The sequence below is a fragment of the Halovenus marina genome (genome assembly GCF_051414115.1).
Lineage (GTDB): Archaea > Halobacteriota > Halobacteria > Halobacteriales > Haloarculaceae > Halovenus > Halovenus marina.
The window spans coordinates 2,325,527-2,348,090 of record NZ_JBLKNZ010000001.1; the positions used below are offsets into that span (position 1 = coordinate 2,325,527).

At 61.8% G+C, this 22,564-nt stretch carries 22 protein-coding genes, 1 tRNA gene and 2 pseudogenes; 9 read left to right on the top strand and 16 right to left on the bottom strand.

The window, feature by feature from the left end; all coding sequences use genetic code 11:
- Both ACMGFL_RS11915 and ACMGFL_RS11920 read right to left on the bottom strand, forming a co-directional pair.
- Positions 1-1,503: a family 10 glycosylhydrolase gene (locus tag ACMGFL_RS11915; protein ID WP_436935757.1), complete on the bottom strand. Its 1,503-nt coding sequence runs from the start codon at positions 1,501-1,503 to the stop codon at positions 1-3.
- Positions 1,504-1,505: 2 nt separating this feature from the next.
- Positions 1,506-2,141, bottom strand: a complete 636-nt coding sequence (locus tag ACMGFL_RS11920) for a MogA/MoaB family molybdenum cofactor biosynthesis protein (protein ID WP_436935758.1) — start codon at positions 2,139-2,141, stop codon at positions 1,506-1,508.
- Positions 2,142-2,232: 91 nt separating this feature from the next.
- Here ACMGFL_RS11920 and ACMGFL_RS11925 point away from each other — a divergent pair, with 91 nt between their 5' ends.
- Positions 2,233-2,637, top strand: a complete 405-nt coding sequence (locus ACMGFL_RS11925) for a DUF7977 family protein (protein WP_436935759.1) — start codon at positions 2,233-2,235, stop codon at positions 2,635-2,637.
- A 26-nt stretch (positions 2,638-2,663) separates the two neighbouring features.
- Here the strand turns inward: ACMGFL_RS11925 and ACMGFL_RS11930 are convergent, their stop codons facing one another.
- Positions 2,664-3,227, bottom strand: a complete 564-nt coding sequence (locus ACMGFL_RS11930; protein ID WP_436935760.1) for an isopentenyl-diphosphate Delta-isomerase — start codon at positions 3,225-3,227, stop codon at positions 2,664-2,666.
- 131 nt (positions 3,228-3,358) lie between these two features.
- On the opposite strand from ACMGFL_RS11930, the gene carA reads away from it, so the two are divergent.
- Positions 3,359-4,405, top strand: a complete 1,047-nt coding sequence (gene carA, locus ACMGFL_RS11935; RefSeq protein ID WP_436935761.1) for a glutamine-hydrolyzing carbamoyl-phosphate synthase small subunit — start codon at positions 3,359-3,361, stop codon at positions 4,403-4,405.
- A gap of 41 nt (positions 4,406-4,446) precedes the next feature.
- On the opposite strand, the gene ACMGFL_RS11940 is transcribed toward carA, so the two are convergent.
- Together ACMGFL_RS11940 and ACMGFL_RS11945 are read right to left on the bottom strand one after the other, a co-directional pair.
- A complete protein-coding gene (locus ACMGFL_RS11940; protein ID WP_436935762.1) occupies positions 4,447-5,535 on the bottom strand; it encodes a dipeptide epimerase in 1,089 nt (362 codons plus the stop codon).
- A gap of 2 nt (positions 5,536-5,537) precedes the next feature.
- Complete coding sequence (locus tag ACMGFL_RS11945) at positions 5,538-6,533, bottom strand: aldo/keto reductase (protein ID WP_436935763.1); 996 nt, start codon at positions 6,531-6,533, stop codon at positions 5,538-5,540.
- A 123-nt stretch (positions 6,534-6,656) separates the two neighbouring features.
- Between ACMGFL_RS11945 and ACMGFL_RS11950 the strand changes: the two genes are divergently transcribed.
- The gene (locus tag ACMGFL_RS11950) at positions 6,657-7,436 is read left to right on the top strand and encodes an SDR family NAD(P)-dependent oxidoreductase (protein WP_436935764.1); all 780 of its coding nucleotides are present in this window, start codon (positions 6,657-6,659) and stop codon (positions 7,434-7,436) included.
- Positions 7,437-7,460: 24 nt separating this feature from the next.
- On the opposite strand, the gene ACMGFL_RS11955 is transcribed toward ACMGFL_RS11950, so the two are convergent.
- Positions 7,461-8,708: an aminotransferase class V-fold PLP-dependent enzyme gene (locus ACMGFL_RS11955; RefSeq protein ID WP_436935765.1), complete on the bottom strand. Its 1,248-nt coding sequence runs from the start codon at positions 8,706-8,708 to the stop codon at positions 7,461-7,463.
- Positions 8,709-8,825: 117 nt separating this feature from the next.
- Between ACMGFL_RS11955 and ACMGFL_RS11960 the strand changes: the two are divergent.
- Positions 8,826-9,312: pseudogene (locus tag ACMGFL_RS11960) on the top strand (DDE-type integrase/transposase/recombinase); the annotation flags it as partial.
- Here ACMGFL_RS11960 and ACMGFL_RS11965 read toward each other — a convergent pair.
- The 5 genes from ACMGFL_RS11965 to ACMGFL_RS11985 all read right to left on the bottom strand — a co-directional run bounded on the left by ACMGFL_RS11965 (position 9,281) and on the right by ACMGFL_RS11985 (position 12,756).
- Complete coding sequence (locus ACMGFL_RS11965) at positions 9,281-9,586, bottom strand: archaellin/type IV pilin N-terminal domain-containing protein (protein ID WP_436935766.1); 306 nt, start codon at positions 9,584-9,586, stop codon at positions 9,281-9,283. The pseudogene ACMGFL_RS11960 and the gene ACMGFL_RS11965 sit on opposite strands and share 32 nt — an antisense overlap.
- Positions 9,587-9,601: 15 nt before the next feature.
- Positions 9,602-10,192, bottom strand: coding sequence for a DUF2150 family protein (locus tag ACMGFL_RS11970; protein ID WP_436935767.1), 591 nt, complete (start codon positions 10,190-10,192; stop codon positions 9,602-9,604).
- A 146-nt stretch (positions 10,193-10,338) separates the two neighbouring features.
- A complete protein-coding gene (locus ACMGFL_RS11975) occupies positions 10,339-11,175 on the bottom strand; it encodes a TatD family hydrolase (RefSeq protein ID WP_436935768.1) in 837 nt (278 codons plus the stop codon).
- 215 nt (positions 11,176-11,390) lie between these two features.
- A complete protein-coding gene (gene pstB, locus ACMGFL_RS11980; RefSeq protein ID WP_436935769.1) occupies positions 11,391-12,242 on the bottom strand; it encodes a phosphate ABC transporter ATP-binding protein PstB in 852 nt (283 codons plus the stop codon).
- Positions 12,243-12,498: 256 nt separating this feature from the next.
- Complete coding sequence (locus tag ACMGFL_RS11985) at positions 12,499-12,756, bottom strand: hypothetical protein (RefSeq protein WP_436935770.1); 258 nt, start codon at positions 12,754-12,756, stop codon at positions 12,499-12,501.
- Positions 12,757-12,917: 161 nt separating this feature from the next.
- Between ACMGFL_RS11985 and ACMGFL_RS11990 the strand changes: the two genes are divergently transcribed.
- From ACMGFL_RS11990 to ACMGFL_RS12005, 4 genes are all read left to right on the top strand, one after another.
- Positions 12,918-13,505: a mechanosensitive ion channel domain-containing protein gene (locus tag ACMGFL_RS11990; RefSeq protein WP_436935771.1), complete on the top strand. Its 588-nt coding sequence runs from the start codon at positions 12,918-12,920 to the stop codon at positions 13,503-13,505.
- Between the two features lie 58 nt (positions 13,506-13,563).
- Complete coding sequence (locus ACMGFL_RS11995) at positions 13,564-14,085, top strand: hypothetical protein (protein ID WP_436935772.1); 522 nt, start codon at positions 13,564-13,566, stop codon at positions 14,083-14,085.
- Positions 14,086-14,133: 48 nt separating this feature from the next.
- A complete protein-coding gene (locus tag ACMGFL_RS12000; RefSeq protein WP_436935773.1) occupies positions 14,134-14,736 on the top strand; it encodes a class I SAM-dependent methyltransferase in 603 nt (200 codons plus the stop codon).
- Positions 14,737-15,000: 264 nt separating this feature from the next.
- On the top strand, positions 15,001-15,618 hold the full coding sequence (locus ACMGFL_RS12005) for a class I SAM-dependent methyltransferase (RefSeq protein ID WP_436935774.1): 618 nt from the start codon (positions 15,001-15,003) through the stop codon (positions 15,616-15,618).
- 199 nt (positions 15,619-15,817) lie between these two features.
- Here the strand turns inward: ACMGFL_RS12005 and ACMGFL_RS12010 are convergent.
- Positions 15,818-15,891, bottom strand: a tRNA-Thr gene (locus ACMGFL_RS12010).
- Positions 15,892-15,941: 50 nt separating this feature from the next.
- Positions 15,942-16,919 (bottom strand): class I SAM-dependent methyltransferase, encoded by a 978-nt coding sequence (locus tag ACMGFL_RS12015; RefSeq protein WP_436935775.1) that lies wholly within the window; start codon positions 16,917-16,919, stop codon positions 15,942-15,944.
- Positions 16,920-17,003: 84 nt separating this feature from the next.
- Between ACMGFL_RS12015 and dph5 the strand changes: the two genes are divergently transcribed.
- On the top strand, positions 17,004-17,744 hold the full coding sequence (gene dph5 / locus ACMGFL_RS12020) for a diphthine synthase (protein ID WP_436935776.1): 741 nt from the start codon (positions 17,004-17,006) through the stop codon (positions 17,742-17,744).
- A gap of 26 nt (positions 17,745-17,770) precedes the next feature.
- Here dph5 and artA read toward each other — a convergent pair whose 3' ends face one another.
- The 3 genes and pseudogenes from artA to ACMGFL_RS12035 all read right to left on the bottom strand — a co-directional run.
- Complete coding sequence (gene artA, locus ACMGFL_RS12025; protein ID WP_436935777.1) at positions 17,771-18,739, bottom strand: archaeosortase A; 969 nt, start codon at positions 18,737-18,739, stop codon at positions 17,771-17,773.
- 128 nt (positions 18,740-18,867) lie between these two features.
- Positions 18,868-22,059, bottom strand: a complete 3,192-nt coding sequence (locus tag ACMGFL_RS12030; RefSeq protein ID WP_436936449.1) for a BGTF surface domain-containing protein — start codon at positions 22,057-22,059, stop codon at positions 18,868-18,870.
- Between the two features lie 144 nt (positions 22,060-22,203).
- A pseudogene (locus tag ACMGFL_RS12035) lies at positions 22,204-22,308 on the bottom strand (surface glycoprotein); the annotation flags it as partial.
- Between the last annotated feature and the right edge of the window lie 256 nt (positions 22,309-22,564).

Here is a 22,564-nt window from a genome sequence, read left to right on the forward strand (position 1 = left end):
TCACTCAGGGTCTGCATCGGTGACGGATCGCGTCTGAGCGAGATTACCGGGCGTGACGGTCACGGACTGGTCGGCAGTTCCGGCGACGACGCGGTATTCACCAGGAGCGAGGTCAGCGACGAAGAAGTGCCCGTCGGGGCCGGTTTCGACGCGAACCGGCGTCGTCGGATCCTCGCTGTCCGAGGTGACGGTGACCGGAAACTGGTCCCGTGGCGTGTCCGACGAATCGGTGACGCGGCCGCCGACGTGTCCCCGGTCGGGGTCGTCCTTCCACGGCATCGGTGAAACGGGGACAGCGGTCTGGAACACGGGTTCGTGTTCCCCCGCAACGAGGGCGTCGACGAGTCGACGATAGGCCGTCTCGCGTGACACGTCGCGTTCGTGAACGCCCACTGTCGGCGTCGCGTAGGAGAAGCCCGCCCAGCCGCTGGTCTCGGGTCCGCGCTCGCGGATGGCTTCGATCTGCGCTCGCGTCTCCTCGGGCGTGTTGAGATACAACCCCTGCCCCACCACGACGTCACGGTCGGACTGCAGTTCGTTCGTCCACTCGACCCACTCGCGGTACATCGCCCGCTGGTCAGGGTCGGCCTCGCGCTTGTAGTTCATCAGCAGTGCAGTGTCGACGATGCTCGCGTCGAGCCACGCTTTGAAGTCCTGCATGAGTTGCCAGTAGTTCGCCGTCCCCGCCCACCCGTCCGCCCGGTGCTGTGGCCCGCGCCATCGGGTGACGGCGTCGACCGACACCCGAACGGACGGATCGATAGCGAAACAGGCGTGATAGATCCGTCGCATGAGCGCGGTCACCTGCTCGCGTCGCCACTCGACGAACGACTCGTCGTCAGGGTCCGGGTCGGTGCGTCCGGTCGCGGCCTCGTATCGGTCGAGCGCGACCGGGTTGTAGCCAAATCTCGGCGGTTGCTCGGGCGCGGCGTTTGCCTCCGGGTCGGGGCCCGGATACCGGATGAAATCCAGATTGAGGCCGTCGACGTCGTAGTTCGCGACGATGCTTCGTGCGGTCTCGCGGAGGTACCGGTGTGCGCCGGGGTGGCCGTACTCGAAGTAGTAGTTCCCGTTGCTGTCGGTCGGGTCGCCGTCGACGCTGTACGTGATCCACGGGTCGTCGCTCTCGGGGCCGTGAGTGTTGAACGGATGGTCGGGCTGAGATGGCACGTCGAGCGAATCGTCCCAGAGCTTTCCGACGACCATCCAGCCGTGGACCTCGATGTCCGCATCGTGTGCGTGCTCGATCAGCGTCGCGAGCGGGTCGATGTCGTCGTCGACAGCATCGTCAGCAGTGCGGGGCGGATGTCCCCGGTCCCCGTAGAAGTCCGCCCGTCGAACGACCTGCGCGACGATAGCGTTGCAGTTTGTCGCTTGTACGCGGTCGATCGTAGTCTCGATTTCCGAGACGGTCTTCAGCCCGGGGTTGAACGCGTCGAGCCAGTAGCCCCGGAATTCGGCACCGTCGTCGTGAACTTCGTGCTGTGTGTCAGAGCGACTCATCGTCACTCGTCGGACCCATCGCCGACAGCCGCCTCGACGATCCGGGCCGCTTCGGATAGAACGAGCGAGTCCATCGCACGTTCGGTCGTCTCCACGCCCGCAGGGACGGCAAACACCGGGACCTGATCGACGATGCCCGCAGTGGCGCGACTCGTCACGACAGCCGTCCCGACAATCTCCTCCTCCTGTCGCCTGAACAGTTCGCCGAAGCCGGGCAGTTCCTTGTCGAACATCGTTCCGACTGCCTCGGGCACCACGCCAGCAGAACCGACGCCAGTACCGCCGATAGTGACGATTGCGTCGACGTCCGCTCGGCCGACCAGCGTCACGACAGTACTCTGGACGTCGTCGTAACTCGGCTCGACGAGTTCGCGGGTCGCCACGGCGTCACCGGCGTCTTCGATTGCCGAGATGGCCGTGTCCCCGGGCGCGTCTTCCTCGACTGTCCCGTTCGAGAGCGTGACCACCGCGTACCCGAGCGACGCGGGTTCGTCCGCCTCATCCGCAGTCTCGTCGGCAACGGCGGTCTGGTCACCGGCGGCTTCCACTTCCTCGTCAGATTCGCCAGTCTCCTCGTCGTCATCGTCGTCTCTGTCCGAGCGTGTCCGTCGAGTATCCCGTGACTGAAAATCGACCATAGTCGTCCGCCGCTTCGATCCCCGGGAGTAAAAATCCGAGCACAGCGCGAGAGCGTGAACGTTTTGAGCAGGTAGCACGAAGAGCGTGACCATGACAGACGGCTCCGGCCCGAACGGGAGCGCCACGGCGGATCCGAGTGTCGACCCGAAGGCGGCCGGAGCCAGCGGTGAGCGAAGCGAACAGAGAACGGCGAACGACGACTCGAAGTCGAGTCAGCGCGGTCCCGAATCGGGCCAGCAGGCAGTGCCGCCGAGACAGTGGCCACCAAGGGAGTCACTCGACTGGCGGGGCTGGGTGCTCGTCGGCGTCGTCGTCCTCTCGGTGCTCGTCATTCCGCTCTTCGTCCTCTATCTGCCGGAGGCACACTGGCTGCTCGGCCGAATGGGCTTTTCACTCCGGCAGGCGTATCTCATCTTCCCGATGATCCCCGCGTTGCTGCTCGGAGCCGTCGCCGTCTGGAGTGCAGTCAGGTCTCGACCACCCGGACAGGCGTAGAAAGCAAGAGAACAGCAGGACGGAAGCTACTGGAAGTCTCGACGCATCGCAATCTCGAACCACGGGCAGAGGCGGAGTTGACGGTACAGCCGCGGATTGTCGTGGAGGTCCTCGTACGGTGCCCAGAGGACGCCGCCGACCTCCTCGGGAACAGGGTCGATGTGGGTATCGGAGAGCGTCGCCTTGAGCACCGCACAGACCTCGTGTTCGACGCCGACGTTGAGGTAGTGGCGCTTGTACTCGAACCGGTCGGTGACTCTGAGGTCGTCGTACTGGTCGTCGGTGATACCGAGTTCCTCGTCGAGTCGCTCTGTGGCGGCCTCGACCTGTGACTGCCCCTCGACGGGGTGAGAGGCGACGGTGCCATCCCAGTAGGTGTCCCAGAGGCGCTTCTCGGGGCTTCGCTGGGCGAGCAGAATGTGCCCGTCGCCGTCGAACAACAGTGTCGTGAACGCGCGATGCCGGATCCCCTCCCCGGTGTGGGCATCGAGGCGGTTGACGGTCCCCTGTGCGTTGTCATCGGCGTCGACCGCGATGACATCCTCTCCAGCGTTCTCGTGGTCGAGGTCAGCAAGCGACTGGTCGGTCATTACTACGCATCACGAAACGGTGGTTCATACCGTCTTCGCTTCCGTCGTGTGTGAAAGAGTCAGACACTCCGATGGCAAATCTGACCCTCGAAAGCAACGCTTATCAGCCAACTCGGCCTACCGGTCTCGTAATGACAGACGCCTACGTCGCCATCGAGGGCGAACGCGTCATCGAGGCGCGTGCGCGCTCGCCGGGCACGACCCGCGGTGAACTGGTGTTCACAACTGCCTACACGGGCTACGAGGAGAGTCTGACCGACCCGAGCTACGAAGAGCAACTGCTCACCTTCTCGTATCCGCTCATCGGCAACTACGGCGTCCGAGAAGAGCGGTTCGAGTCGGATCGCGTTCACCCCCGCGGCGTCGTCGCCCGGGAACTGACTGCGGACGTGGCCGAGTGGCTCCAGGACGAGGGCGTCCCCGCAGTCGACCACCTCGACACGCGCGAGATCGTCACCGAGATCCGTGACGAAGGGGCGATGAAGGCGGGCATCGCCGCCGGCCCCGACGCAACCAAGGAGGATGCGCTGGCCGAACTCGACAAGTGCAAACACATGTCCGAACACGAGGACATCGGCTCGCAGGTCTCCGTGCAGGATACGGCAGTCCACAACGCAGACGGGGACGGCCCGGACGTGGCGCTCATCGACTGCGGCGCGAAAGGCAGCATCATCAGCTCACTCGTCGAGCGCGACGCCGTCGTGCATCAACTCCCCTACGACGCGAGCATCGACGCCGTCGCCGCAATCGACCCGGACGTGCTATTCATCTCGAACGGCCCCGGCGACCCCGAAAACTTCGAGCAGACCGGCGAAATCATCGACGAGTTCGTCGGCGAGGTACCCCTCGCTGGCATCTGCCTCGGCCAGCAGGTCGTCGCAAACACGCTGGGCGGCCGCACCGAAAAGATGGAGTTCGGCCACCGCGGCGTCAATCAGCCAGTTCGCGACCTTCGAACCGACAAGGTCGTGATGACCACGCAGAACCACGGCTACACCGTCGCCGACCCAGGCGACACGCTCGAAGTCACCCAGCGTAACGTCAACGACAAGACTCCCGAGGGACTCGACAGCGACGAACTCGACATCATCACACGCCAGTACCACCCCGAGGCCAACCCCGGCCCGCACGACTCACTTTCCTTCTTCGACGAAGTCGTCGAGATGGCCGAAGACTGAGTCAACAGCGCTGTTCTCTATCCGTCGCTAGACACTGATCTCTATCCATCTCCAGATCCACTCGGGCGCGCGCCAGTGCCGCTATCGACAGCAGTGAGATCGAACTGCCCCTCCCGCACTGGCACTCCTTCGTACGGGTCTGAATCGAGCAAGAGCGCGCCGTCGAGATCGACGTACTCGACCAGTGGTGCAAGCTGACAGGCCCCCGCGATGGAGGCGTTCGTCTCGACCATACAGCCGAGCATCACGTCGAGCCCGTGTGCCTGTGCGGCTGCGATCTGTCGGAGAGCGGGCCGGAGGCCGCCACATTTCATCAACTTCACGACGACGATGTCGGCGGCGTCGACGACGGAGGGAACATCCGTCGCAGTCACACAGCTTTCGTCCGCGGCAATCGGGATCGGACTCGTCTCTCGAACCCGTTCGAGCCCGTCGATATCCCCGCCCGGAACGGGCTGTTCGCAGAACTCGACACCCATCTCGGCGAGCAAGTCACAGCGGTCGATTGCCTCCTCGGGCGTCCAGTCGCCGTTTGCGTCCACGCGAATCCGCGCCTCGGGGGCGGCCGCACGCACCGCTTCGAGGCGTGCGCGGTCGTCGTCGGTGCCGAGTTTGAGCTTCAGCACCGGAAAGCCCGCTTCGCGTGCGGTTCGAGCGAGTTCGGCCATCCGCTCGGGCGTGTCGATGCTGACCGTGTAGGACGTCGGCGGAACGGCGTCGGTGTCGAGTCCAAAGCGGCGGTAGAGTGGTTCGTCAACCTGCCGCGCGGCCAGGTCGTGAACGGCGACGGAGACGGCCGCCCGCGCCGCGGCGTGGTCGGACGCCCGCGCTGGTGCGCTTTCGGGCACACACTCGCGCATCTCCTGCGCAATCGCCTGCGTGGCGTGTGGGTCGCCTACGTCTTCGACGAGATCGAGCAGGTCCGGAAGTACGGCGGCGACGCTGTCTGGCGTCTCGCCGTAATACTCCGACGGTGACGCCGCGCCGACGCCAATCCGACCGGTGTCGTCCTCAACACGGACGACGAGGTTCGTCGCCGTCTCCGTACTGCCACGGGAAATCGTAAACGACTCTGCGAGCGGGAGGCCGACGCGCTCGAACGTCGTCGCTACGATTCGGTCGGAGCGCACGCTTACACCAGATTGTCGAACGGGCCGGGCTTTGCGGTTTCGAGGCGCTCGAACTGGGTCTCGGAGAGCGAGACGGTCGCAGCCCGGAGGTCCTCTTCGAGTTGGTCGACCGTTCGCGCGCCGATGATCGGCCCGGTGACGTCGGGGTGGTGAAGCTGATACGCGAGTGCGATTTGTGCCGGAGAGGCACCGACGCTTTCTGCGATGTCCCGAACCACGTCGAGCACGTCGAAGTTCTCCGGGGAGAGATAATCCCAGTTGCTCGTCTCTGATGCTGTCGCGTCGTCGGGCAGGTCCGACCCGCGCTCGTACTTGCCGGTGAGAAAGCCCTGCGCGAGTGGACTCCACGTGCAGATGCCGAGTCCCTGCTCGCGGCAAAACTCCATGTAATTGCCCTCTATCTCGCGGTTGACCAGATTGTATCGGGGCTGGGTGACGGTAAATGGTTCCCAGCCGTACTGACGGGCAATCTCGTTTGCCCGTGCGATTCGCCAGGTGTTGGGGCGCAGCGTCGACGCGCCGAGGTAGTTGACGCGACCGGAATCGACCAGTCCGTCGAGCGTGCGCATCAGTTCCCGTGCGGGGGTGGCGTCGTCCCAGCGGTGGATGTACAGCAGGTCGAGGTAGTCGGTGCCGAGTCGGTCGAGCGACCGGTCGATCTGGCGGCGAATGTGTTTTCTGCTGAGACCGCTCCCGTTCGGGTCGTTCTCGCGGGTTGGCCAGTAAATCTTCGAGGCGATGACGAAGTCCTCCCGGTCGCGCTCTTCGAGCCAGTCACCGATCCACGCTTCGGCGTCGCCACCGCCGTACACGTCAGCGGTGTCGATGAACTGACCGCCTGCATCCGCGTAGAAATCCAGCAGATCGAAGGCCGTCGAGCGGTCGATTTCGAGGGTGCCCGCTTCGGTGACGCGGCCAAAGCGCCACGTACCGAAGGGGAGTTCGCTCACTTCGAGTCCAGTTCGACCCAGCGAAACTGTATCGAGTGTCAGGTCCATATCGGGCGTTCGTCCGGGCCGAATAGAAGCGTTGGGGTATTTCCCGACACGAGAGCAGTGAAGTGACAGCCACCGGACAGTCTGACGGAAAACTACAACTGTCGAACGCGCCGTTTCGTACCCATGCCACTGGAGTACACGCACACCCCGGTCACTGTCGAGGGAAAGACGGCGGTCGTCATCGGGGCGACGAGCGGGATCGGACGGGCGATTGCGCTCGGATTCGCCGAAGAAGGCGCTGACGTCGTTGCGACATCGCGGTCACTGGAACGGGTCGAACGAACCGCCGACGAACTGCGGGAACGCGGGGCCGAGACGATCGAAATCACGTGCGATGCGACCGTCCGCGAGGACGTGACCGACCTCCGTGACGCCACAGTCGAGGCCTTCGGCGGCGTCGACGTGCTGGTCTACTCACCCAGTACCCTCGCACGGAGTGGCGTCGAAGACGTGACCGAATCGCAGTGGGAGGACGTCTTCGACGTCCAACTCACGGGTGCGTATCGCGCAACCCAGGTGTTCGCTCGCGAGATGGACGAGGGGGCCATCATCCACATGGCGTCGGCGTCGGCGAAGACAGCGATTCCGGATCTCGCCGCGTACTCGACTGCGAAGGGTGGTCTCGACTCCTTCGTCCGCGTCGCAGCGAAGGAACTCGGCCCCGAGATTCGAGTGAACGGCATCCGACCCGGATTCGTCGCCACCGAGCAGACGCAGGGAACCTACACCGACGGTGAGCCACGGTACGAGACGATAAAGCAACGCACGACACAGGCGCGTCTGGGTCGACCCGAGGAGATGGTCGGCGCGGCGGTCTATCTCGCGAGCGACGCGGCGAGTTACACGACCGGGGAGATTCTCACCGTCGACGACGGATTCATCGCGTCGGCGTTCGAGAGATGAGGAGACAGCGATCCGCCATCCCTCTCAGGCGAACAGTTGGCGGGCGTCGTCGAGTGCGTCGATCAGGGTGTCGATCTCGGCTTTCGTGTTGTAGATGTAAAACGAGGCGCGCGTGGTCGCGGCCACGCCGAGTTTGTCGTGGAGCGGTTGCGTGCAGTGGTGACCGGCGCGAACGGCGACAGCGTGGTCGTTGAGAATCTCGGCGAGGTCGTGTGCGTGGACGCCCTCGATGTCGAAGGAGACGAGGCCGCCGCGTTTCGTTCCGGGACCGGGGCCGAAGGTGCGGATGTCGTCGAACTCGTCGAGGCGTTCGAGCGCGTACTGGGCGAGTTCATTCTCGTGGCGCTGGATCTTGTCGAGACCGATGTCGTCGAGGTAGTCAGCCGCTGCGGCCATCGCGATGCCCTGACAGATCGCGGGCGTTCCAGCCTCGTACTTCCACGGGAGGTCGTTCCACGTCGAGTCCTCGTAGTCGACGTGGCGGATCATCTCACCGCCATAGAGGAACGGCTCCATCGAATCGAGCAGGTGTCGCTTGCCGTAGAGCCCGCCAATACCGGTGGGTCCGGCCATCTTGTGGCCCGAGAAGGCGTAGAAGTCGGCGTCGATGGCCTCCACGTCGACGGGCATGTTCGGCACGGCCTGTGCGCCGTCGACGAAGATCAGCGCGTCGTGGTCGTGGGCGATATCGGCAAGTTCCCCGACGGGGTTGACCGTCCCGAGCGTGTTCGAGACGTGGACGGCACTGACCATCTGGGTGTCCTCGGTGATGAGTTCGTTCGCGTGGTCCATGTCGAGATGGCCGTCCTCGTCGATCCGGATGTACTTGACCTCCGCTCCGGTTCGCTTGCCGATCTGTTGCCACGTGACGAGCGAGGAGTGATGTTCCATCTCCGTCGTGACGATCTCGTCGCCGGGGCCGAGTTCGTTCAGCCCCCACGCGTACGCGACGAGATTCTCCGACTCGGTCGTGTTACGCGTAAAGACCATCTCCTCGCGGCCGCCGCTCGCGCCGATGAAGTCCGCGAGGCGGTCGTGGGCGTCCTCGTAGGCGACGCTCGCCTCCTGTGAGAGTTGGTGGAGTCCCCGGTGGACGTTGGCGTTTGTCTCCCGGTAGTACTCGACGATAGTGTCGATGACGGGGTCGGGGGTCTGTGTCGTCGCCGCGTTGTCGAGATAGACCAACTGGTTGCCGCCGAACTCCCGCTCCAGGATGGGAAAGTCAGCCCTGATGGACTCGATGTCGAGATGGTCGGAGTCGGTTGTTGCCATTACCGAACCAAAGGGGCCGAACGGGCAACATTATTTCGGTTTGTCGAAAGTAGATTTGATAGGGCACGGTCTAGTTAGTGAGTTTGAGAAGGTGAGGAGTTCTTGGAGTAAGTGTCTCTGCCACTCGAAGAGTTCCTCGATGAAAGTGTAGAAGCAGAATAGAATGAGGTTTGGGAACAGGAGCGGACGGCGACGTTGACGAGACACGAGGTGTCTCGTTCGCACACCAGAACTCTTCGAGTTCTGGGGACGCCCGCCAGGGCGTTCGCCGTCGGCCCAGCCGACGCGGGTCGCGGTCGACGAGACTGCTGTCAAGATCAACGGCGAGTGGCAATAGGTGTATGCTGCCATCGACGTTGAGACAAAGCTATTGCTGGATATCGCTGTATTCAGCCATCACGGCACCGATCCAGCAGCCGCGTTTCTCCACGGCCTCACTGAGAAACACGATGTCGAAGACGCAGAGTTTCTGGTCGATGGCTTTGACTACTCGACTGCCCTCTCTCGTCTTGGGTTGAGCGGTCGGCTCGACTACACCATCCGAAACCGCATCGAAAAGTGGTTTCACACCCTCAAGATGCGAATCGACCACCAGCATCGGTCGTCACGCTGTCGTCGGTGAGCCTCGCGGTACACTCGGTATCACCGACAACAGTGAGTTCGACCGTCGCCGCGTCGAAGCTATCGCCGCCCTGGTGTCGGATCGTCACAGTCGTGTCGTCGACGGTACTCTCAAGGCCTGCACGCAGACCACGCTCTGCCTGTGTTGTGATATCCGAGAGAACGACCGTCCCGACGAGAACGACGACGACAACGATCACGCCCGTCAGCAACACGACCCCGATGACCTCCGACTGAGCACGAGACGAGGAAGCCACACGAAGATCAGTCAGTCAGTCAGACTCGTCTTCCTCTTCGTCGATGACCTCGGGGTCTTGCATCGCGGTCTGGAGGCTGTCGAGCCCGTTGATCCACTCTGCAACGAGCCCGAACTCCAGGTCGTCTGCGATGCTAATGTCCAGTTCGTCGCCGTCGATGATTCGAGTCCCGGCCTGAACGCAGTAGCCAAGCGCCGCATCGATCTCCTCTTCGCGCTCGGCGTCGGCGGCCGCCTGGATGTACTCCTCGACAGTGCCCTCCTCGGCGGGGCCGCCGACGACGAACTCCTCGGCGGCGTGAAACACACAGACAAGCGAGGTCTGCACGCCGTCGATGAGCATCGCCTTCTCCTCGTCGTCGAAGGAGACCTCGGCAAGAACGACCTCGCGAATGTCCGTGAGTTCCTCGAGCGCGGCCTCTTCGTCGAGGTCGCCGTCGTCGTAATCGGTGAGGATCTTCGCCACCGCGATGGCGGTGTCGTCCTGCAAGTTCAGAAGAAGGCGCGCGGAGTCTTCCTCCTCGGGGTCGATCTCTTCCTCTCTGAGTCGGTCGATCCAGTTTTGCCAGCGTTCGTCGGTGTAGTATTCCCCCGGCTGGTTGCTCATACCTGTCGGTATGGGTCTCGGGGGTTATGCCTTTCGCACCGGCGGCTAGGTAGTGTTCAGATATGCAGTATCGAACGTGTGACCAGCATGAAAGCCCCGAGTCTTTGAACACCGCTGGCGGCTGGATAGGCAGCGGCTTCAGCGGGTCAGGACAGCGTCGCTTCAGTGTCGATCCCGTACACGCGAGCGGGGGTGTCGACGTGCGCTCGTCGGATCGCTTCCTCGTATCCCTGCTCGCGAAGCCACCGAACGCGCCGTGGAACGGTCTTCGGGCCGAGCACCGCGCCAGGTCTGTCCGGGTCGTCGATGTAATCTGTCTCCATGAGGAACGGAGCGTCGCCCTCAGCAGCCACTTCGAGTTCGTCCTTGTTTGCCAGCACGCTCGCGACCGGGCCGTCCACCCGCCCGCCAGCGTAGTGTTTGACGACCTGCTCGGGTGGAAGACCACGATCCGACGCCCACTCGGCAACCTCCGTGAAGTCCTCGCCACCCTCGGTGTGAAGCTGTACCGCACAGCCCGTCTCGGCACCGAGTTCGAAGGCGTGGCGCATCACGTCGTTCGAGGCGTCCCACACTGCGTCGTCTACCTCGTAGTGCGGGCGTCCAGACTTGATCGCAAGCGCCGGGCCGTCAGCGACAAAGTCCGCCGCGATATCGAGTCCTTCCTGCATGAACGCCGCGGCTTCCGCTGGGGTGTATCCGTCGTCAACGAGCCGAGAGATGAGCCCCGGATGGACGCCGAGGACGGGCCAGGCCCGCCCCGGAAGCTCCGCCGATGCGTCAGCAGTGACGTCGATGGTCAGCTCGAACGCCTCACGGAAGGCAGAGGGGTTGTCGACGCTGTCGACCAGATTCCACGAGGGCTTGTTGAGCACGAGCAGATGCGTCCCGCCAGCCTCGGCGAAGTCGAGCGCGGCCTCGACCCCGCGGCCGTTGACCGGATCCAGATGCAGATGGTTGTCGAGAATGGGCGTCTCGGTCATACTCCACACTGGGGTCGCCCGGCGCAAAAGCCGTTCGTTGTCTGTCGCAGCCACCACCCGAAGAGCCGCGTTGCGAATTCGATATATCGAAATAGAGTGTACGACAGCTTCGAACCGGCAGACAGCAGAGTGGTTCAGAACAGCGATGAAACTGTTCGGTCAGGAACTGTCGAAAGCGAAAAACAGCAAGGACAAACGGCGTGAGACGACGCGCGCTACCCGAACTTGCCGGTGATGTAGTCCTCGACGCGCTGGTGTTCGGGGTTCTCGAAGATTTTCCCGGTGTCGTCGAACTCGACGAGTTCACCGCCAGTGAGAAAGACCGCGGTCTTGTCGGAGATACGGGCCGCCTGTTGCATGTTGTGGGTGACGATCACGACCGTGTAATCCTGTGCGAGGTCCTCGATCAGGTCCTCGATTTTCGAGGTGGCGACGGGGTCGAGCGCGGAGGCTGGCTCGTCCATCAGGATGACCTCCGGGTCTGGGGCGATTGCACGCGCGATGCAGAGTCGCTGTTGCTGTCCACCAGAGAGAGCTAACCCCGACGAATCGAGTTGGTCGTTCACCTCGTCCCACAGCGCCGCTCGGCGGAGCGACTCCTCGACTTTCGCGTCGACGTCGACATCGTCGGCCTTGCCCTGAACGCGCAGGCCGTAGGCGACGTTGTCGTAGATGCTTTTCGGGAAGGGGTTTGGCTCCTGAAACACCATTCCGATCGTCCGACGCAACGCAACTGGGTCCACGTCGTCGTCGTAGATGTTCTTCCCGCGAAATCGGAGGTCTCCCTCGATTCGACAGGAATCGATCTGGTCGTTCATCCGGTTGACCGAGCGCAGAAAGGTCGATTTCCCACAGCCAGAAGGGCCAATAAGCGCGGTGACCTGCCGTTCGGGAATGGCAAAGGTGACGTCCTGTAGCGCCTGCGTCTCGCCGTACCAGACGTCCAGACTCTCGGATTCGATTATCGTCTCGCCCGTGACAGTGGTTGTCTGGTCGACAGCAGACGCGGGCGGGTCAGCGAGCGATTCAGCATCTGTCACAGGATCGGTCGTGTTCTCAGAGCTCATGGGTGTTCAACGTACAGAAGCAGCCATCGAGCAGTCACAGAATGTTCGGATTCCTGCTGTGACTACGGACGCGAACGGAGTATCACACCCCGGTCGCGTTGCGTCCGACGGACTGTCAGCCATCACGCGACCGTAGCGCTGAATGACGTAAATATCCCACTATGTTGAATATTGAGAGATACATAGACGAAAATAGAGATATAGAACTAGCCAGGAGTGCAGATGACGTGTCTCAGAAAAACGATCCGAAAGCGCTTCAGGAGGTCTTTTTCGCCACTTCCACGTCAGCGGGGGTGCCGTCCCAGTTCTTGGCCCAGCGGTACGTGACGGCGGTCGCGAGAATCATGTAAAACACTGCGACAGCTGACCCGATGACGAAGCCAAAGCCCCAGTCGAACAGGGGTTGCCCGGTTGCGATGACAAATAGCGCCGATATCACGACAATAAGCGGGGACGCGATCACCAGAAAGAACGGTGCAGCGAGCAGCGCGTACAGGAGTGGTCGTTTCGTCATTATCTTGGATCCGTCTATGACCAACCGAAACATAACCGTGTCGGATCCGACAGAGGCACGTCACGGTCGACAGAGGTGTTCAGATAAATAAACGCAGACCATCCGAATCGCCCCGAGAAGCGTGGTGAATTGATTTAGGTCCGGGTGCCTCATTTGGGTGTATGTTCCGCCAGACGCTCCTCACAGCAGACAGCGCTTCGGTTTCGGATGTGATCTCGGAGTTCGTTGACGACGTCATCAACGCCGTGCCACGCCTGCTTTCTGCGCTGATCGTGCTCGTGCTCGCATACATCACGATCAGACTGATTCGGAGCGGGCTCCGGATCGTGTTGGAGAACGCCTACACGCCACAGGAAGGCCTGATCGTCGATCTCCTCGTGACCGTCGTGAGCCTCTTTCTGTGGTTCGGCGTCATCCTCGTGGTGTTGAAGCTTCTGGGAATGGGTGATATCGCTGCCAGCCTCGGGACGGCAACCGGATTCATCGCGCTCGGAGTCGCATTCGCGCTGAAGGAGATGATCGCAGACACAGTCGCTGGCGTGTATCTCCTGCAGGACCACGATTTCAACGAGGGTGACCTCGTGACGACAGCGTCGGTGACGGGGACGATCACGCGCATCGACCTGCGAAAGACGCGCATCCGAACGGACGACGGTGACCTGGTCGTCATCGCGAACCGGGATGTCGAAAAACGCTGGACCCAGGAAGTCAGCGAGGGCAGGACAGAAACAACACCAGAGTCAGAATAAAACCCTACAGTCTGCGACCACCGACAGTCATTTGGTAACAGGCAACATGATATTCAGCATGGGCATAAATACAGCCTCAAAGACAGGTGTCGGAACGCTTCGAGATACGTGGGGGGCAGGTATCGCCGGCGGGATCATCGGCGGCATCGGCATGGGAATTATCTTTCACCTGGGCGCAAACGTCATGCCGTTTATCGGATCCGTCTATGGCTGGCCGACGGTGATCGGCGGCTGGGTTGTCCATCTCGCAAACAGCGTGCTGTTTGCCCTCGTGTTTACGCTGCTCGTCACGCGCCCACTCGTTCGCGAGCAGATGACGACACTGTCTGGCTGTGTGATCGCCGGTGTCTTCTATGCGGCAGCGGTCGGACTCGTGAACACTGGGGTCGTGTTGCCAATCGCGATGAACACGCTCGACGTCCAGTCGCTGCCGGAACCGGTGTTTCCCGTGCCCGACGCCGTCGGCGCTGTGATCGTCATCACCTCGATCGGCGTCGCACACATGGTCTATGGGCTGCTTCTCGGGGTGACCTACGGGAATATCCATATCCCAGACAGCGAAATGGAGATCATCGAGTAACCGGCCCCAAGTCGCGCCGTTGATTACGGTACGGACCCAAATGGTCGTATGAAACAGCCACTCGAAGAGCACGCCGCGCGGTTCGACGAGAAAGCCCCCGAGTACGACTCGGAGAAGCCCGATGAATACAAGGCCGCAGTGTCGCTGGTCATCGACCACGCGCGACCGCAATCGGACGACGTGGTTCTCGACCTGGGAACGGGGACAGGGGCTATCGCACTCGCGCTCGCAGAGGACGCGAAGGAGGTCGTCGGGCGAGACATCAGCGAAGGGATGCTCGAAAAGGCACGCGAAAAAGCTACAGACCGTGGCCTCGGCAACGTCAGCTTCGGACCCGGCCGGTTTCGTGAACCAGACGCACCCGAAACCGTGGACATCGTCACCTCGAACTACGCGATGCACCACCTCGACGACGAGCAAAAGCGCGAGGCGATAGCGCTCATCGGCGAACTCGAACCGCGGCGGTTCGTCCTCGGCGACATCATGTTTCTCGAAGGGCTGAACCCAGAGCTGTACGACCAGACAGTCGACGACCCCGCGACGATTGGCGTCCTCGTCGACGCGTTCACCGACGCTGGCTTTGCGGTCACCGCCGTCGAACCGGTCGCCGAACACGTCGGTGTGATCGTCGGCGAGCGCATCGAGGAATGACGGCGTCGAGTTCGGGCAGCGTCGAGAGAGGGAACTCGCGTGCGGTCTCCCTCGTGTGGCCATCAGCTAGCAGTTGCTCGCCGTGGACGGACGTGGGCCACAGCGGATCGGCCATACGCGCCACTCGTATGGGTCGAGGATAAACTGCCAGGGGCACGAACGAGCCGACCGGATCGCTCGGTGGATTGATTGATACGCGCCCACTGCGTGAAGGTATGAACAGTAGAGCGAGGGCAAAACGAGAGACAAGCGGTGGGCGTCGAGATGAGTGGTGAGCGACGGCAGTTAGAGCGGCCGCTCACTCACGTGTACGACGCCGCCTATACCGGCGTTCCGAACTGGGACATCGGTCGACCCCAGCGGGCGTTCGTGCAACTGCTCGACGCTGGGCTGGTCCGAAGTCCGGTACTCGACGTCGGCTGCGGTACGGGTGAACTCTCACTGTTTCTCGCCCGGCGAGGACACGACGTACTCGGCATCGACCTCTCGCGACTTGCAATCGGGCAAGCGACTGAGAAGGCCCGCTGGCGGCGTATCCCTGCACGGTTTCTCGTCTGGGACGCGCTGCAGCTCTCGGGGTTGCGAACCGCCGACCTCTCTTTTCGGACGGTCGTCGACTGTGCCATGTTCCACGTCCTCGGCGACCGCGAACGCGACCGATTCATCTCCGGTCTCGGTGACGTCGTCGAGACGGGCGGACTCTACTGCGTCCTCGGGGACGCCCGATACGACCAACGCGAGATCTATGGTCTCTCCCCCGAGGAACTGCGCACGCGATTCGGGAACGCTGGTGGCTGGGAGGTCGTGTTCGACTACCGAACTGTCTTCGAGCGGCGCTGGAGCAGCAATCCCGCGTACTTCATCGGGGTGCAGCGACAGTGAGCAACGGTCGTTGCGTTCGCTTCACTCGCTGATGCAAAGCTCCCGTGGCTCGTCAGTCTCACGTTGTTCGGCAAAAAGAGCCGGAGGAGGGATCTTGAACCACGCGAAGACGGTCCTGCTCACTTCGTTCGCGGGCTGCGTCTTCTCTCGTTCAAACCCCTCGCGTGGCTTTCGCTGCTCACGTCCGTTCGCAGCAGAAAGCCGGTGGAGGGATTTGAACCCTCGGCCTATTCCTTACGAAGGAATCGCTCTGCCAGTCTGAGCTACACCGGCACGCATGCAGACATAGCGGGGAAACACACATTAAGCGTTGCGAATCCGACCTACCGCGAGAGGCGAACGTCCAACACGACGTTGTACTCGTGGGGGGCGTACGACCGAACGACGCGCTCGGTTTCGACGGTCACCTCGTAGTCGTCGGCCGCTTCGCGTATTGCCCGCGTTCCCGGCCCGAACGGGTCGTCTTCGTGCTGGATGTCGTAGTAGTGGAGGACACACTCCTCGCCAGCGAGTTCGACCGCGGTATCGAGAAACTCGTCGGCCGAGTGGGGCAGGTTCATCACGATCCGGTCACCCCAGCCAGCGTAGTCGGGGGCGATTTCGCGCACGTCGCCGTGGATGGCCGTCACACGCTCCGCGACGCCGTTCCGGCGGGCGTTCTCGCGACAGTACTCGATCGCAACGTCGTTGATATCGGTGGCAACAACTTCCGCGCCGTGCCCGGCCATCGGAATCGCGAAGGGCCCGACGCCAGCGAACATATCGAAGGCGTGTTCCTCCGGAGCGACCTGCTCGACGACGCGGTGGCGCTCGGTCGCCAGCCGCGGCGAGAAATACACGTCAGCCAGGTCGACAGCGAACTCGTAGCCGTACTCTCTATGGATGGCCTCTGTCCGGTCGCCGTACAGCAGTTCCCAGTCGCGAACGCGGCGCTCCCCCTGAATCTTCGAGGCGCGATTGAGCACCGTCTCACAGGGGATATCTGAGGCGACGATTGCCTCTGCGAGTTGCTCGGCGCGAGTTGGGTCGTCCTCGTCGATGATGACCACGTCCCCGAGTCGTTCGTAGGAAGGGGTAAAATCGAGCAGGTCTGCGGGCGTCGTCTGGGTTTCCCGGCGTGGCACCGACCGCTCGACGACCTCGAACGAATCGGGTACTGCGTCGGGGTCGCTGACCGGGATATACAGCGAGCCCTCTGCAGAGACGATTTCGTGAGTCTCGTCGATGAGGTCAGCCTCGGCGAGACGCGCTCGCGTTCGCTCGCCAGCCTCGCGGTCGACACGCACGCACGGCACAGCCATACGAACACTCGACAGAGGGCGAGGGTAAGCCTGACGCTTGCAGGCAGTGAAAGCAGTTAACCGCGCACCGACCCGAGACGGGGTATGCTCAGTTTCGTCGGACTCGGCCTGTTCGATGAGCGGTCGATCACGCTCCGCGGACGGGATGTCCTCCAGACGGCAGACAGCGCCTTCGCGGAATGGTACACCAGCAAGCTCGCAGGAGCGGATCTCGACACGCTCGAAGCCTTTCACGACATTACGATCGAGATGTGCGACCGGGCGGGCGTCGAACAGCACCCCGAACCGATCCTCAACGCCGCCGACGACGGAGAGGCAGTCTTTCTCACCGCCGGAGATACGATGATCTCGACGACGCACGTCGACTTGCGCTTGCGGGCCCACGAGCAGGGGATCGACACGCAGGTCATCCACGGCACGACCGCACAGACGGCAGCAAGTTCGCTCACCGGGCTGCAGAACTACCGGTTCGGAAAGGCGACGACGCTTCCCTTCGCGGAGACACACGGCGGCGTCCCAGACAGCGTCATCGAGACAATCGCGGACAACCGGGAGCGGGACCTGCACACGCTCGTCTATCTCGACATCGACGGCGAGACGGAGCGGTTCATGTCCGGCGACACCGCCGCGGGGTTGCTGGCGGACCATCTCGACATGGTGGGTGTCGTCGTCGGTCAGGCCGGAAGCCCGGATCCGACAGTTCGAGCAGGGTCGCTCACAGCACTCGCCGAGGAGTCGTTTGGTCCGCCGCTTCACTTGCTGATCATTCCCGGGGACCTCCATCCACTCGAACGTGACGCGTTGGAAGTTCTGGGTGGGCTGTAACGACACGAAGTGGCCACAGTCAGAGGCTAGTCCGATGACTCAGATTCGGCCGTGGAAACGTCGAGAACCTCATCGAGGTCGTACTCGGTGCCCGTCAACAGATAGAGCAGATCCTCGATGACTCCTAGCACTTCCGGAAGAACTCTGACCACGATCCAGATGATGAGAAGCATCGCGACGACCGACATGCTCTGTGCGATGATGCGGTCGGCCCACAGATAGGACACCCGAACGGGGTTGTCGACGCCGAACAGCGTCATCGTCAGGTCCGGGAAAAACTGTGCGTACTGATGCCCGTAGTTGATACCGATGAAGACGTTTCGGACGATGTTCAGCACGTAGATGATCGGAATGGTGAGCGCGAGTGCTGTCAGTTTGCGGTCGAGCGGTGCGCGGACCGCAGCGACGAGGCCCGCGATGACGGCCATGCTTCCGATCCCGGTACAGGCGACGACGATACTGTAGGTGACCGAAACGTCCTCGTACGGGAAAAAGACAAACGAGTTTCTGAGGTCGCTGCTCTTGCCGCTGATCTCCCGGTCGAGACCCACCTCCGAGAGTTCCACGACGACCGGCGGGTCGTATCCGATCAGGTTCATCAGGAACTCGGTGTGGTCGACGACGATCAGGATGAGTCGGTCGTGCAGAACGGGGATCATCACGACGGGCGCATAGATGAGCCCCATAAACGCGACTGCTCGGGAAAGCGTCGCGAGTGACTCCCGTCCCTCGTAGAAGGCCTTCGCGACGAGCAGTGACAGCGGAACGGCAAGCGTCGCGCCAGCCCCTCTGATGATGCTCTGGTCTTCGGCGAACCACGGATAGATAAGCAACAGCCAGAAGCCAGCGAACAGCACCCACGCGAACACGAACACCGACCGCGACCGGTCGGGGTAGCCAGCGTACTCGAGGGCGACACCGAGCAGAAACACCGCAAGCACCACCCAGCCGACGGGTTCGGCGAAACTTCCCAGTGTCGACAGCTGGTCAAGCATTAGCCCAGCGTATGGCGATGACAGATATAGGCCTTATTGTTGTGTGCGGAGCCTGCACCAGACGGCAGTGTTGCCACTTCGAGCGTAGCGCGCGAAAAAATGGAAGTTACGACCGGATTAGTCCGGCGTTACGCTCGGCGGCGCGCTGCGAGCAGCGCAGCACCGAGGAGTGCGACGAGTGCGGCGGCGACACCGAAGCCAGCGCCGTCACCGTCGGAGTCTTCTGGCGTGTCAGTCGGCGTCGAGGGTTCTGGCGTCGGGGTCGGCGTTGCGGCCGCCTCGAGCGTAAGCGTGCCAGTGACACTCTCGTCACCGACGGAAACACCGTGCTCGTAGTCACCAGCACTGAGTTCGCTGGTGTCCACGGTGAACGTCACCGTCTGGAAGTCGCCACCCGCGAGGGTGACGTCCTGGCTTGCGACTGCCTCACCGTCGAGGGTGAGTTCGACAGTCGCGGAGCCTTCGACGCCGCCCTCGTTGGCAACGGTCGCCGAGACCTGGACTTCGTCACCCACGGTCGCGGTTGCTTCCTGTGGGTTCAGCGCGTCCACGATGAACGTCGCTGGGTCGGGTGCGTTCACAGTGAGCGAGCCTTCTGCGGTGTCGTCACCAGTGGTGACAGCGTGCGTGTAGTCGCCGTCGAGGTCGTCGGTCGCAGCCGAGAACGAGACGTCCTCGGACTCGCCGGGTGCGAGCGTCACTTCGACCGAGTCAACAGCAGAGCCACCAACGGTGAGTTCCACGGTTCGCGTGGCTTCCTGACCGCCGGTGTTCGTGACTGTCGCAGAGACACTCACGGTGTCGCCCTGTTCGACAGTTGCCGAGGACGGGCTCAGGTCACTGACCTCGAAGAACGGATCTTCGGGGTCGATGATCTGGCCGTCAGTTTGGGCGTTATCGGGGTTGTTGAAGCCCTGTCCGGGCAGCGTCACCGTGATGTTCGTGCCGGGTTCCTCCTCCGAGAAGTCGAAGTCGGTCGCGAAGGTTCCGTTTTCGACTGTCACGGTCTTGGTCTCCAGAAGCGGCGTGTCTGCATCAGGTGACGTGAGGCGGAGTCGCATCTCCGTGTTGTCCGCGACGGACGTCATACCGGAGATGGTCGCGTTCTCGACGGGGTTCGTGTAGATGAACAGGTCACCGTTGTCGAGGCGGACACCGTCGAACTGCGCGGTGCGGTCGACGATCTCCTGCTCTCCAGTTACCTGATCTTCTGTCGAGAAGCCATCGATGTCCTCCTCGCTGAACGCGTCGAGGAGAGCCTGGCCCCAGTTGGAGCTGGCCTGGTACCGGTCGCCGACTTCGACGTCGACCTGCTCGGTACCCTGGAACATCGTTGCGTCACCGTTGTCGAGGGTGACGAAGATGGTCTTGTTGGCCGGATCGATGGATGCCTCGAGACCATCCATATTGATGGTGTCAGAGAGTGCAGGCATACCGTCATTAGCCGAGCCTGCTTCACCGTGGCCGATGTAGTTACCGAGACGTTTCGGACCGCGGTTCGCGTCGGGGTTCAGCTGACGGTAATCGTATCCGAGGACGTTCTGCATCAGCGCATCCTCGAAGAGGTCAGTGTCGTTGTTGACAGTGTTACTCTCTTCAAGGAAGGCAAGGGCACCGTAGACACCCTCGATGTCGATTTCGTGGACAGCGTAGTCGGCACGGTCACCGCTACCGTCCTGCATCGCGACTGTCTCGGACACGGACAGGCCATCAAACGCACCGGAGTTGAATGGCGACGTCCATGTCGTGAGGTTGTTGACCGAGGACTCCTGGACGTTCAGCGCAGCGACGTCGTAGTCCTGGCCAGCGAGCTCGCTGTCGTTCAGCTCGCTCGGGTTCGCTTCAGTGTCGTACGCTTCGAGCGCGTAGACTTCCGGATCGAGAACTCGCGGAACGGGTTCCTCGTTTGCACGTGTGACGTTTGCCTGGCCGTTGTACTGAACGATCGATCCGCCGGAGACATCGATCGCATCGTTCGGCGTGACAGCCTGGCCAAGTCGCATGTCAGCACCAGCCAGGAACGTGTTCAGGCTGATGGTGACGGTACTGTCGTCATCGTTGTCAGGTGCGATTTCGACGGCTGCTTCGTAGCCGACCTCTTCGAGGTCACCAATCTTGACCCAGTAGGAGTCGACCCCCTGAGCCGTCATGGTGATTTCCGCGATGTCACCGCGGTTCTGTTCGTAGAACTCGTCGGTGAACTGAACTTCAGTGTCAGGCAGTGCGTTGACCGTAACGTCGAATTCTGCGGACGCGGTCGTATCGTCCACGTTGAATTCGAGCGTGTAGTTACCCGGTGCAACGTTTGCCGGGATCGTGAGATCCTGTTCGAAGTCGCCGATGTTCGAGAACTGACCCGACTGGACGCTCGTTCCGTTCTCGTGAACGATGTCGTAGTTCAGGTCGTAGCTCGACCGCTCTGACTGGACCTCGCCGATATTGATATCATCGCCCTCGACAACCGTACTGTCAACGTCGTCGATCGTCAAGCTCTGAACGGCGATTTCGAAGCCGAATCCGCCGTACGTTTCAAGGTCTTGCGGGAGCGGATCACCAGACGAAAGCCGGTTGCCGTTGTCCTCGATTACGAAGAGGCCTTCGTCGAGGAGGGATGTCCGAACGAGCAGTTTTCCGTCCGACGTGGAACGAACTTCTCGTGCGAGCGAACCAACTTCACGGTTTTCACCGGAGCCGTCGACCTCACGAACCTGGTAGTCATCACCAGCAGTGAAGTCGCCCGTGAAGCTGACGATCTGGCCCTGCCAGTAGGTGTTCACGCGGTCGATGTCCGACTGACTCTCGTCGGAGTCAACCGGCGTCACGACAGCGGTGTCGGATGCAAGGATCGTACCAGTGTCAGCGTTCCCTTGGGAATCAGCCGGGTGAACAGCTGCGATGAGTGTCTGCTGTTCAGAAACTTCATCGACATCGACTTCGACGCCCTCACCGAACTCCTGCGTGGTGCCGATGAGTTCGTCGGGTGAGCCGTTGGATTCAGTCCAGATGGCGAGGAATTCACCATCTTGACCGGCGACAGCTTCCTGAACGAGGACGCTGTCAGCAGGAATCTCCTGGTCCTGATCCTCGAAGGTCACCGACGCGTTGGCTGGCTCTTCGACGGTGAGTACGTCCGTTCCCACGTCAACATCGCTATCGTTCGATGAGCTAATCTCGTACTCAGTACCGAGTGCGGCATCGGAAGGAACGGTCACTTCGTACTCAATAGTAACGTCCTGTGCCGATCCGTAGTCGGCGAAGAGTTCGGTGTTAGCATTGTTGACACCACTAAAGTCTGCTCCGTCGGCGTCAACCAACTCCACGTTTTCGAACGCGGGATCGAACTCTTCGGCTACGAACAAGCTACTTTGTGAATCAAGCGATACATCCACGGTTACAGTTGCTGTGCCACCGGGTTCAACGGTGTCAGCAACTGTTCGGTCTGCGTCTGATACTGTCTGTGCGGCAGCCGCTCCGGAAAACGCAGCGGTCATTGCAACCACAGACAGCACCATAATCGCAGCAAGGAACACCGCTCGTCCCTTGTCACGATATGATGTGTTGTCTATCATAGTTATCTGTTATCTTGTGTGGGTAGCCCACAGGAACCGGAACGTCACCGGTTACTAGTGAACTACCGTCCACCCGACCCTACTGATGGAAGTATTAAATGCTTTGTGTTGTTAGAGGGCGGAAGGGAATCAACAGCGAGCCAATATCGACGGACAGAACGGGGGTGGTATGAGACATGGAACCACACAGCAAGACAAACAGAATGTAAGATTAGCTTATAATAGGATTCCAATTGCGGGGCCTCAACGACAACTC